This is a genomic window from Ditibartonella apis (genome assembly GCF_001952075.1).
In the GTDB taxonomy this organism is placed as follows: Bacteria; Pseudomonadota; Alphaproteobacteria; order Rhizobiales; family Rhizobiaceae; genus Bartonella; species Bartonella apis.
The window spans coordinates 190665-202981 of the sequence record NZ_LXYU01000001.1; the positions used below are offsets into that span (position 1 = coordinate 190665).

The 12317-nt window shown below is 46.8% G+C and carries 7 protein-coding genes, 1 tRNA gene and 1 pseudogene; 6 read left to right on the forward strand and 3 right to left on the reverse strand.

Translation table 11 applies throughout. From position 1 onward, the window contains the following. Nucleotides 1-113: 113 nt before the first annotated feature. Nucleotides 114-761, reverse strand: a complete 648-nt coding sequence (cmk, locus tag PEB0122_RS00855; protein WP_075869699.1) for a (d)CMP kinase — start codon at nucleotides 759-761, stop codon at nucleotides 114-116. Continuing rightward, the gene (gene aroA, locus PEB0122_RS00860) at nucleotides 758-2086 is read right to left on the reverse strand and encodes a 3-phosphoshikimate 1-carboxyvinyltransferase (RefSeq protein ID WP_075869698.1); all 1329 of its coding nucleotides are present in this window, start codon (nucleotides 2084-2086) and stop codon (nucleotides 758-760) included. The genes cmk and aroA overlap by 4 nt, the downstream gene beginning before the upstream one ends. A 302-nt stretch (nucleotides 2087-2388) precedes the next feature. On the opposite strand from aroA, the gene PEB0122_RS00865 reads away from it, so the two are divergent. The 6 genes from PEB0122_RS00865 (at nucleotide 2389) to PEB0122_RS00890 (ending at nucleotide 8978) form a co-directional block, all read left to right on the forward strand. Next, complete coding sequence (locus tag PEB0122_RS00865) at nucleotides 2389-2790, forward strand: TIGR02300 family protein (RefSeq protein WP_075869697.1); 402 nt, start codon at nucleotides 2389-2391, stop codon at nucleotides 2788-2790. 139 nt (nucleotides 2791-2929) lie between these two features. After that, a tRNA-Ala gene (locus PEB0122_RS00870) sits at nucleotides 2930-3005 on the forward strand. A 456-nt stretch (nucleotides 3006-3461) separates the two neighbouring features. Beyond that, nucleotides 3462-4097: a 5,6-dimethylbenzimidazole synthase gene (gene bluB, locus PEB0122_RS00875; protein WP_075915242.1), complete on the forward strand. Its 636-nt coding sequence runs from the start codon at nucleotides 3462-3464 to the stop codon at nucleotides 4095-4097. Nucleotides 4098-4240: 143 nt separating this feature from the next. Next, entirely contained in the window at nucleotides 4241-6079 is a 1839-nt protein-coding gene (ilvD, locus tag PEB0122_RS00880) for a dihydroxy-acid dehydratase (RefSeq protein WP_075915243.1), read from the forward strand. 149 nt (nucleotides 6080-6228) lie between these two features. Next, entirely contained in the window at nucleotides 6229-7803 is a 1575-nt protein-coding gene (locus PEB0122_RS00885) for an AMP-binding protein (RefSeq protein WP_075915244.1), read from the forward strand. Between the two features lie 2 nt (nucleotides 7804-7805). Then, on the forward strand, nucleotides 7806-8978 hold the full coding sequence (locus PEB0122_RS00890; protein ID WP_075915245.1) for a thiolase family protein: 1173 nt from the start codon (nucleotides 7806-7808) through the stop codon (nucleotides 8976-8978). 303 nt (nucleotides 8979-9281) lie between these two features. Here PEB0122_RS00890 and mutS read toward each other — a convergent pair. Then, a pseudogene (gene mutS, locus PEB0122_RS00895) lies at nucleotides 9282-11951 on the reverse strand (DNA mismatch repair protein MutS); the annotation flags it as partial. Nucleotides 11952-12317 lie beyond the last annotated feature (366 nt).

The following is a 12317-nucleotide window of genomic DNA, read 5'->3' on the forward strand; positions in this document are numbered from 1 at the left end:
GAAATAAGGCACGAGCGCCGGGTTAGTGTTAAAACGATGTTATTTTCCTGCCGCCCGCTCTTTGGCGGGGTAGTTTGGCGCATGGCCGGAAATAACATTTCTCTTAAACTCTTCTACCGTTTTTCTATAATTGGATCAATAATAGCACAAGCGGCAGCAAACGCGCCTTCTATACTCAATTTTGTTGTATCAAGCAAGTGCGCATCTTTTGCAGGTTTCAACGGGCTTTCGGTGCGCTTCATATCGCGTTCGTCGCGCCGTTTAAGATCGGCAAGAATAGCATTATAATCGGCTTTCTCGCCCTTGCCCACCATTTCATTATAGCGCCGTTCTGCCCGAACTTCGGGGGCTGCAACAATATAGAGCTTGACGTTTGCATCGGGACAGACAACTGTTCCGATATCGCGCCCGTCAAGAACCGCCCCTTTACTTTGTTTTGCAAAAGCTTTTTGCATGTCGACCAATGTTTTACGCAAACGACCCATCACTGCCACTTTCGATGCTGCTTCACCGATTTCATGTTCGGATAAATGCGCCCGCTCAAGCGAACCAAAATCGATTAATGAGGCCGTTTTTAAAGCAATATCCTCGTCATTGAGTGGCAAATGACGTTTTAGAAGCTCATCGGCAACTGCACGATAGGTCAAACCTGTATCAAGATAGGAAAACCCGTAATGGGAGGCAAGTTTACGCGCCAATGTGCCCTTTCCCGAAGCAGCCGGCCCATCAATTGCAATAATAAACGGCTTGTTCGGGGTCATTCGATATGCGCTCCCAATTTCGCCATCAGACCCATAAATTCCGGAAAACTTGTTGCAATCATACGCTTGTCGTCAATTGTTACAGGTTTTCCGGCTCCAAGGCCAAGCACCAGAAAGCTCATGGCGATACGGTGATCAAGATGTGTTGTGACTGTTCCGCCACCAATATTTTTCGCCGAAGGGTCGCCAGTCACGATCAGGAAATCTTTTCCTTCTTCACAGTCAACGCCATTTTTTTTCAAACCGTTGGCGACGGCTGAAAGCCGGTCTGATTCCTTGACTCTGAGTTCTGCAAGCCCTTCCATAATTGTTTTTCCCTCGGCAAAAGCGGCAGCAACTGCAAGAACCGGATATTCGTCAATCATTGACGGCGCACGCTCTTTTGGCACTTTTACCCCCTTTAATTGCGAGGAACGCACGCGAATGTCGGCCACCTCTTCCCCGCCGGTCTGGCGTTTGTTTTCAAAACTGATGTCGGCTCCCATTTCCAAAAGTGTGATGATTAATCCGGTACGGGTGGGATTTAACAACACATTCTCTATCGTTATATCCGAACCTTCGGTAATCAAGGCTGCTACAATCGGAAATGCTGCTGATGACGGATCTCCGGGAACCGTTATAACCTGCCCGTGCAGTTCCCCCTGCCCCTCTAAGTGGATATAGCGCACGCCCTCACTATCTGTCTCGACTTCAAGATCGGCACCGAAGCCCACAAGCATCTTTTCGGTGTGGTCACGTGTCATGACCGGCTCGATGACAGTGGTAATACCGGGGGTGTTAAGACCGGCAAGCAAAACGGCCGATTTTACCTGTGCCGACGCCATAGGAACACGATAGGTGATCGGGTTGGGAGTTACTGCCCCCCACAATGTCAACGGCAATCTGTCACCTTCCGAAGCTTCAACTTGCACTCCCATCAACCTCAGGGGATCAAGAATGCGCCCCATCGGCCGTTTTGACAAAGATGCGTCACCTATAAAACGTGTCTTCATTGCATAGGTACCGACAAGCCCCATAGTCAATCTTGCTCCGGTTCCGGCATTGCCGAAATCAAGCGGCTGTTCCGGTTCCAAGAGACAACCGTTTCCTGTTCCATGGATAACATAAACATCATTATTCTTCGTGATTGTTGCACCCATGGCCCGCATGGCATTGGCTGTGTGAATAACATCGTCCCCTTCCAAAAGACCGGAAATGCGGGTTTCTCCACTTGCCAGAGCGCCGAACATCAATGAACGGTGGGAAATGGACTTATCGCCCGGTATCCGGATATGTCCGGAAAGATCGGCAGATTTTTTCGAGGTAGCAGGAAGCGGTTCAGACATGGCAAACGTATTTCTTCTTTATATATAGGAAAAGCATGCTTCTAACATAACGAGTTTCATACGTCATGAAAAAATACATCGCTTGAAGGAAATTGAACATGGTTCTTATTGTTTATCTTTGACAAAAGCATATTTTTGCGCTTAAGCACCGTGATCGGATTTTTTGATTAATCTCAACGGCATTTTAATGGACGCGTAAATGCTCGTGTCCGGTTAAATTGCTTTCCAACAAAGGAACGTGCTTATTTCTATAAGCTTCATGCAGATAGAAATGTCACGCCCAACCAAAAGAGGCTCGGTCCATGGCAAAACCTGAACTTGGAACCAAACGAATAGACCCGGAAACGGGGAAGAAATTCTATGATCTCAATCGTGACCCGATTATTTCACCTTATACTGGGATCTCCTACCCAAGATCCTATTTCGACGCCACAGCCGACGCTAAGGGCGAGGATGAGGAAGAGGAGACAGAGACGGAGGACCTTGACACGGCATTAGAGAAGCCCGAATTCATCTCGCTTGAAGATGCCGATGATGAAACAAAGGGTGGTGAAGAAATTCCTGACATTGGTGACGATGAGGATGTCGACCTTGGTGACGATGATGATGACGCATTCTTGCCGGATGATGAAGACGACGAGGATGACGACGTTAGCGGCATTATCACCGGCGGCAATAAAGTTCATAAAGACGACGACATTTAACGAGATCAAGAAGGGGAAGTCGCTTTCTTTATAAAGATTGCAATTTCCCTCTTGATCTTTGGCGCCACTCAATTTAAGAAGCCGCCAGACAGTTTGTCTTGATCCCGGAAGGTCACGTCGTGACCTTTTCATCTTGAATGGGGCTATAGCTCAGCTGGGAGAGCGCTTGCATGGCATGCAAGAGGTCAGCGGTTCGATCCCGCTTAGCTCCACCAATCTTGAAAAACCTTCCAGATTCAAAAACTTCCTTATCGCAATTTTATAATTTTTGTTGTTGGACTTCTTTGACTTAAGGTCCATTTTTTTCAACGCTGTTTTTATCTTTTCGTTTTCAATCGGCTGTCGTTATTGTTTTTTCTATTCCGCCTGCTTTCCGTTTTTTCTCCAACCTCACGATTTTTAGCCTCCCTTGAGAAGCCGCCTGAAACATCAGCAAGAAATCCGGATATCTCGGAATCTTGACCGCTTCAATCATAACCGAAACATGTTCGATTATTTTTGTGTTTCCGAATTCATTGACGAGAGCAGTGATAAACTTGATCGCTTAACATTATCAATTATAAGATATTTGTTGGAAGACCAAAGAATTTTGAAAAGCATTCTTATGTAGCCAATACGACAATTTTCATTTAGCTATCTACAAAATCGGCAAGGAGTTCGGCACAGAATTTATGTTGGAAGATATCTACAAAGTCATCCATGAACGGCGCGATGTGCGCGATGAATTTTTACCCCGACCGCTTGATGATTCTGTTATAAAGAAACTCCTTGAAGCCGCCCATTCAGCACCTTCCGTGGGCTTCCAGCAACCATGGAATTTCCTTCTCATTCGCGACAAAAAACGAAAAAACCAAGTCAAAGAAATTTTTGCCAGAGCACAGGCCGAAGAAGCAAAAATTTTTACCGACGAAAGGCGCAAGCTTTATAACCGACTGAAATTACAAGGAATCGTCAAAGCCCCTCTTAATCTTGTTGTCACATGTGACCGCTCGCGCGATGGCCGCACCGGTCTTGGCCGTTTTCATAATCCGCAAATGTCGGCTTATAGTTGCGTTTGTGCTGTGGAAAATTTATGGCTTGCGGCACGGGCTGCAAACATCGGTGTCGGCTGGGTTTCAATCTATCATGATGATGAATTGAAGGCGTTGTTAAAAATTCCGGCTGAAATAGAAATCATTGCTTATTTGTGTATCGGTTATGTCAGCCACTTTTATGACAGTCCGGAACTCGAGCAAAAAGGCTGGCGCAAACGCGTACCGCTCGAAAGCCTTATTTATCATGAAGAATGGCCAAAGGGTGCGCAATAATATTGCGTTTAAATTTAAAATTGTTTTTGATTCTAATCTAAATGTGATTGAGCATTGATCAAAAAAGCGTTTAAAATCCTTGCGTTTATATAATCTGTGCGGCAAAACCGTTACTACATTGGAATTATTCAAGGAAATTCGAAATGCCTCCCTATCGCTCAAGAACTTCTACTCATGGCCGGAATATGGCCGGTGCCCGTGGCTTATGGCGTGCCACAGGAATGAAAGACGGAGATTTTGGTAAGCCGATTATTGCGATTGCCAATTCATTTACACAATTTGTTCCTGGCCACGTCCATCTTAAAGATATGGGACAACTCGTTGCCCGCGAAGTGGAAAAAGCTGGCGGCGTTGCCAAAGAGTTCAACACAATTGCTGTCGATGACGGTATCGCAATGGGGCATGATGGCATGCTTTATTCTCTTCCCTCCCGTGAGATCATTGCCGACTCGGTTGAATATATGGTCAATGCGCATTGTGCAGATGCTTTGGTATGCATTTCCAACTGCGATAAAATTACTCCGGGAATGTTGATGGCAGCCTTGCGGCTTAATATTCCGACGATTTTTGTTTCCGGAGGACCGATGGAAGCAGGAAAAATCAAATGGAAAGGCAAAGAGCTCGCCGTTGACCTGATTGATGCGATGGTTGCGGCAGCCGATGACCATAATAGCGATTCGGAAGTTGCCAATATGGAACGGGCTGCTTGCCCGACATGCGGTTCTTGCTCGGGAATGTTTACTGCAAACTCGATGAATTGCCTGACCGAAGCTCTGGGGCTTTCGCTTCCCGGCAATGGTTCAATGCTTGCAACACATGCCGACCGCAAACATCTTTTCGAGAAAGCCGGCCACCGGATTGTCGAACTGGCCAAACGTTATTATGAACAGGATGATGACAGTGTTCTTCCCCGTTCGATTGCGACATTCAAATCTTTTGAAAATGCAATGACACTTGATATTTCAATGGGCGGTTCAACCAATACAGTTCTTCATCTTTTAGCCGCCGCACAAGAAGGCGAAGTTGATTTTACCATGTCGGATATAGACCGGCTTTCACGCCACGTTCCGGTTATTTGTAAAGTCGCACCGGCTGTTGCCAATGTGCATATGGAAGATGTCCACCGTGCCGGTGGGGTAATGGCAATTCTGGGCGAGCTTGACCGCGCAGGTCTTATCCACAGCGAAGTTGCAACGGTTTATGAACCGACATTGAAGGATGCTTTGCGCAAATGGGATGTCAAACAGACAAATAATCCGGAAGTCCATGAATTTTATCGTGCAGCTCCGGGTGGCATTCCGACACAAACACCATTCAGCCAGTCACGGCGTTATGAAACAGTCGACCTTGACCGCGAAAAAGGTGTCATTCGCGATGTCGACCATGCCTATTCCAAGGATGGCGGCCTTGCCGTTCTTTACGGTAATCTTGCCAAGGATGGATGTATTGTCAAAACCGCCGGTGTTGACGACTCGATTTTGAAATTCAAAGGTCCGGCACGGATTTTTGAAAGTCAGGATTCGGCCGTGGTTGCTATTTTGAACGGCAAAATCAAACCGGGAGATATTGTGCTTATCCGTTACGAAGGTCCGCGCGGTGGCCCCGGAATGCAGGAAATGCTTTATCCGACAAGCTATCTGAAATCGAAAGGCTTGGGAAAAGCTTGTGCCCTCATTACCGATGGCCGTTTTTCCGGTGGTTCGTCAGGGCTTTCCATCGGCCATGTTTCACCGGAAGCTGCTGAAGGTGGCACAATCGGTCTTGTTGAAGAAGGCGATACAATCGAAATCGACATACCAAATCGCAAAATCCATCTTGCTGTCGACGATGCTACACTGGCCAATCGTCGCAAGGAAATGGAACAGAAAGGTGACAAAGCCTGGAAGCCGGAAGAGGTTCGTAAACGCAAAGTTTCCAAGGCATTACGCGCTTACGCAGCCATGACAACATCGGCAGCCAAAGGCGCTGTTCGCCAAATCTGATTTTAAAATTTTCTCTCCCGTTATGATTGGTACATTATAGCGGGAGAGTTTTATTGTAATTTTTTAGAATATATTGTTATTTTTAAATATGCCGTAACATTCAAACGCGAAGTCGGCCTCAAATTATTCCCGAACCGTTAGGGGTGCGAATGCCAGTTATTGATGCGTTGGCTAAACATGCCACTTTGACACCCGACAGAATTGCGATTTCAATCGCCGGAAATGAAATCACCTATAAAACGCTCTACCAACGCGCCGAAGCTTTCAGACGCAATCTTTTCAATCTGGAAAAAAGCCACCCTGATCGTTTCGGTTTACCGGATGATGGCCGGCTGGTGTTGCTCGCACTTCCAAACCATTTCCGCTTTGGCGAAATTTTTGCCGGTGGTTCGGCAAGTCCGCATTGTGTTGCTGTTCTTTCTGTTGCCACGCCACCAAACCAGATTGAAGAAATTATGCGTCGGCTTAATCCCGACCTTGTCATTTGCGAGAACAAAGGCTGCGTTATAGCAGAAATTGCCCGAGCCCTTGATTTGCCAGCGCTTTATGTTGAAAAAGATGTCGACACCCAATCAACTTATGAGCGTTTTCTGGCAACTTATGACCGTTTTCTGGAAGGAACTGTTTCCGACCAACCGATAGCCGATCTACCGCTTGGTCCATTTTTTATCGGTTTTACGTCCGGCACAACAGGGCTTCCCAAAGCTTTTATAAGAAATCGCCAAAGTTGGCGAAACTCGCTAGTCCCCGGACGTGAGTTCTTCGGCCTCGACAAATTACATAAATCGGTTGCTCCGGGGCCCATGGCGCACGGCGTAAGCCTTTACGCTCTTATCGAAACGCTGGATAGCGGACAGACTTTTGAAAGTGTCAAAAAATTCAATGTCGATGAAGTATTGGAGCTTCTTAAAACTGCCGACCGTTTTGTCGGCGTGCCAACCATGCTTAACGAATTAAAACGACGGGCAGATGAGCGTAAATTGGTTTTTCAGCAAGTGAAGCAACTTGTTACCGGAGCCTCGAAATTTGATCGGCAACATTATGCCGATGCACGTGCACTTTTTCCGAATGCAGAAATTTTACAATATTATGGTGCATCGGAATTAAGTTTTGTTGCTGTCAACAAAATGACCCCCCGAACGCTTTCACATGAAAATTCCATGTCGCCGGTAGGAAAACCGTTTCCCGGTGTTAAAATTACAATTCGTGATGAAAATTTGTTACCGCTCACGCCCGATAAAATCGGCACGATTTTTGTCGAAAGTGATTTGATCTCGGATGGATATTTATGGGGTGACAATGGCAAGGCATTTGTCCGTAACCGGTATGGGGCAACTGTTGGCGACCTTGGCATGATCGACAAAAATGGCGAACTTTATGTAATGGGTCGTGCCGGCGGCATGATTATTTCGGGCGGCAACAATATTTATCTTGCCGAAATAGAAACGGCATTGAAAACTATCCCAAATATCAGTGAAGCAATTGCTTTCGGAATTGCCGATGACATTTATGGAGAACGTCTTGTCAGCGTCATTTCATTCAAAGATGCCCCGTTAACGGCAGATGAACTGCGCGAGTTTTGCCGCCCGTTAATGGAAAAATTCAAAATCCCGAAAGATTTTTATATGATCAACCATTGGCCAATGACGTGGAGCGGAAAAATTGCGCGTGTCATAGTCAACAGAATGGTTGAAGAGGGTGCCCCTGAAGTTACAAGGCTTTAAAAATGGATGAAAGCAGAACACCTGTTATTATTGCGGCGTTGAGAACGCCGATAGCGCGCGCATATGGTGCGCTTTCATCTGTTGACGCGGAATATCTTCTAAGCCCGCTCGTTCAGGCACTGGTCGAACGCACAAACATCAAAAAAACGGATATTGACGATGTTATGATCGGTAATGCTGCGGGCGGAGGAGGTAATCTCGCACGCCTTGCTGCTTTAACCGCCGGACTGCCGGTTGAAATTCCGGGTGTAACAATAGATCGGCAATGCGGGTCAGGTCTTGAAGCGGTGGTTATGGCGTGCCGACTTGTTGAGGCGGGAGCGGGTGAAATTTATCTTGCCGGTGGTGCAGAAAGTGTATCGACTGCGCCTTGGCGCATAAAACGCCCCAAAACACCGCGCGAATTGCCACAATTTTTCTCCCGTGCACGGTTTTCACCGGATAGCGTCGGTGACCCTGATATGGGAAACATGGCTGAAAATATTGCCAGACATTTTGGTATATCGAGACAAAGACAGGATCGTTTTGCGCTTCAAAGCCATCAACGTGCCTTGAACGCTCAAGCAGACCGTCGTTTTGATGATGAAATCATAGCACTTCAAACAGCAAAAGGCCTATTTTCCTCTGACGATTGCCCGAGAGCAGGTTTAAAACTCGAAACTTTAGCCCATTTGCGACCGGTATTTGAAAAAAACGGAACGGTAACAGCCGGTAATTCCTGCCCTTTGAATGACGGAGCGGCACTCGTTCTGGTGACATCGCTTGAAAAAGCCAAACAGTTGGGCATTCAATACGGAATCATTTTTATTGATAGTGCTGTAAGTGGTGTTGATCCCAATCTTGCCGGCGTGGGACCGGTCCCCTCGACAAAAAAACTGCTACAAAGAATGAAGCTCGACAATTGTTCACATTTTGACGTCATTGAATTCAATGAAGCCTTTGCAACGCAAGTGCTTGCCGCCATTGACGCGTTGGATATATCGGAAGAACAAATCAACCGTGATGGTGGCGCAATTGCGCTTGGACATCCTTTTGGTGCATCGGGCGCTATTTTGACAACACGGCTTTTTTCCCAGATGAAAAACCTGTCAGATGATACACTTGGCCTTGCGACAATGGGAATTGGCGGCGGGATGGGAATAAGTGCGGCTTTCCGACCATTTCACAAAGCTTAAAATCAATTCGCATGGGTGAAAGCCGAGGTGTCATATTTTTTCGTCCTGAAGTCAGCGTTTTCGGCAATAATCGGTTTTCTGCCTCACTCATCAACGTGAGATAAAAGACCGCGATCAGCGATTACATTATATAGTGTGCTTAAAAAATATCCGTTTTGTTTTCGAATATCATTCCGCCTTGCATCATACCGCTGTCGTTAAAGCTTTTAAAAAGCCGGGGTGCACACGATCTTGAAATATTCGAAAAACCATCACGCGCGGCAATTGTTTATTGCTTGCGACAGCATTCGTTAAACTCTGCCGTTATTTTCCAGCCATTGCCAGCTGTTTCAAACGATAGAGTTCTTCCAAGGCTTGCTTAGGCGAAAGTTCATCAGGATTGATTTCCTTCAATGCCTCTTCAATTTTAGAAGCTTTTTTATTGTTCTCTGTTTCCCGCGACAGTGCTACAGAAAAAAGCGGGAGGTCATCAATCAGCTTGGCAGCTTTACCCGCAACTTCACCTTTTTCCAACTGATGGAGAACATCTTTTGCCCGCGACAAAACAGCGGCCGGAAGGCCTGCAAGTTTTGCCACCTGCACACCATAAGAACGGTCTGCCGCACCATTTCCCACCTCGTGAAGAAAAACGACATCGCCATTCCATTCTTTGACTTTCATCGTCACATTATGAAGGCGATCAAGTTTTTCGGTGAGTGCTGTCATTTCATGAAAATGGGTGGCAAAAATTGCCCGACAATGATTGACTTCATGAAGATATTCGATGGCTGCCCAGGCAATAGAAAGTCCGTCAAATGTCGACGTTCCGCGGCCGATTTCATCAAGAATAACCAATGAACGCTCGGCGGCCTGATTGAGGATTGTTGCCGTTTCCACCATTTCAACCATAAAGGTTGACCGGCCATGGGCAAGATCATCGGCAGCTCCAACGCGGCTGAAAAGCCTGTCGACAACACCGATATGGGCTGAACCGGCGGGAACGAACGACCCCATCTGCGCCATAATGGCAATCAAGGCATTCTGACGCAAAAACGTTGATTTTCCGCCCATATTAGGGCCGGTGAGCAACCAAATCGCACCGTATTTCGCGCCATTTTTGGGAGAAAGATCACAATTATTGGCAACAAACGGTTCTTTGGCCTGTTTTCTCAATGCTTGTTCAACCACCGGATGGCGTCCAGCGACAATCTCGAAATCGAGCGATTGGTCTACAATCGGGCGACAATAGCCTTGTTCCTCGGCGAGAGAAGCATTGGAGGCGGAAACATCAAAAACAGAAAGAGCCATGGCCGCTTGCCGGATAAAATCGGCTTGATCTGCAATTTCTTCAACAAGCTTGTCAAACAATTCAAGTTCGATTGTCAAAGCGCGATCGGCTGCATTGGCAATGCGGCTTTCGAGATCGGCAAGTTCGGTTGTCGTAAAACGCATGGCATTTGCCATTGTCTGGCGATGGATAAAACGGCTTTTCGCTTCAGTCGTTTCTGTCAATGCCGGCGCCTGAAGGGCAGTGACTTCGATATAATAACCGAGAATATTGTTATGGCGGATTTTAAGCGCTTTAACGCCCGTTTCTTCAGCATAACGGCCTTGCAATTCGGCAATGAACCGACGCGATTCGTCACGCAGGGTTCTCAGTTCATCAAGTTCCTGATTATAATTTTTGCGAACAAATCCCCCATCCCGTTTCAACAACGGCAAATCATCGGCAAGAATACGATCAAGATGGCTGTGCAGATCAACCGGCAATTTTTCAAGGGTTGCTAAAGCATCGCTTAATTCTTGCGGCAGAAGTTTGCCCGCAAACAGGTTTCTCACATCACAAATAACAGCAAATCCGCGCTGGATTGCTGCCATATCACGCGGGCCGCCGCGGCCAAGGACAAGGCGTGAAAGTGCCCGTGGCATATCCGGCGCGCTCTTCAAAATAGCCTGCAAATTTTCGGCAAACCGCATATCATTAAGAAAATATGCAACCGAATCGAGCCTCTCGTTGATTGCAACCGGTGCAATCAATGGCGCCATCAAACGTTCGCTCAAAAGCCTCGCACCGCCTCCTGTAACTGTACGGTCGATTGCTTTCATCAAGCTGCCATCACGCTGTCCTGAAAGTGTGCGTGTCAATTCCAGACTGTTGCGAGTTGCCGGATCAATAAACAGGGAGGCATTTTCATCTTCCCTTAAGGGGCGCATGAGAGGTGGACGCTCGTTGATCTGTGTTTTTTCAACATAACCGATAGCAGCCGAAATTGCCGAAAGTTCTGCACGATTGTAGTGCCCGAGCCCTTCCAGTGTCGCCAGTTTGAAATAATCGCAAATGTTGCGTTCAGCCATATTGCTATCAAAAAGGCTTGCTGCTTGTGGTGTGACGATGCGGCCGAGCTGGTTGAATAGCGGCTTTAATGTCTCGTCATGGAAAACATTATCGGCCACAATCAGTTCTTGCGGGTCGATGCGCATGATATCGGCAAGCAGACGATCGGCATGAGCACGGCTTACTTTAAAAATTCCCGTTGAAATATCGATCCATGCAATTGCAAATTCCTGATCTTTACCCGATCCGGTGCGCGAAAGCGCCATAAGATAATTGGCACGCGCCGGATCAAGCAACTTGTCTTCTGTCAAAGTTCCCGGTGTGACGAGACGGATAACATTGCGCCGCACAACCGATTTTCCGCCGCGCTTTCTGGCTTCGGCCGGATCTTCCATCTGCTCGCAAACGGCCACGCGATAACCGCAGGCTATAAGTTTTTGCAAATAATCATCTGCAGCATGAACAGGAACGCCACACATTGGCACATCTTCGCCCAAATGCTTGCCACGTTTGGTAAGCGCAATTCCCAATGCTTTGGAAGCTTCAACGGCGTCATCAAAAAAAAGCTCGTAAAAATCACCCATACGATAAAACAACAAATAATCGCTATTTGCCGCTTTTATCTCGATATATTGCTCCATCATCGGGGTGATACGCTCGTCGGAGCGGTTATGCTTTTTCCCCGGCTTTTCTGCCGCCATTTCGTCGTTAACTTCTTCTGCCATGCCTTTTTAACCTTTGCTTTCGGCTTGTCACCAAAGAGCTTTCTTTAAACCGCAATGCTTTATCGGAATATTTCAAGCTATAGCATCCAAACTATGTGTCATGCCATTCAATATGTGTTTTAATACCCAACTCTTGTCGATTGAAATGTCGTCAGAATTTGTTTCCCGAAACGTCCGGACACTATATGCAGGAGTGAGAAAAAATTGGACTTCTTTTTATAGATAATCCATAATTTCGGGTTATTGTCGTATTTTGACCGGCTCAAATGGAGCGAACACATTCGCTACACCAGAAAATGA

Coding starts and splice junctions, on each gene's coding strand:
- PEB0122_RS00865 (WP_075869697.1), top strand. CDS start 2,389: ATGGCAAAACCTGAACTTGGAACCAAACGAATAGACCCGGAAACGGGG.
- ilvD (WP_075915243.1), top strand. CDS start 4,241: ATGCCTCCCTATCGCTCAAGAACTTCTACTCATGGCCGGAATATGGCC.
- bluB (WP_075915242.1), top strand. CDS start 3,462: ATGTTGGAAGATATCTACAAAGTCATCCATGAACGGCGCGATGTGCGC.
- aroA (WP_075869698.1), bottom strand. CDS start 2,086: ATGTCTGAACCGCTTCCTGCTACCTCGAAAAAATCTGCCGATCTTTCC.
- PEB0122_RS00885 (WP_075915244.1), top strand. CDS start 6,229: ATGCCAGTTATTGATGCGTTGGCTAAACATGCCACTTTGACACCCGAC.
- cmk (WP_075869699.1), bottom strand. CDS start 761: ATGACCCCGAACAAGCCGTTTATTATTGCAATTGATGGGCCGGCTGCT.
- PEB0122_RS00890 (WP_075915245.1), top strand. CDS start 7,806: ATGGATGAAAGCAGAACACCTGTTATTATTGCGGCGTTGAGAACGCCG.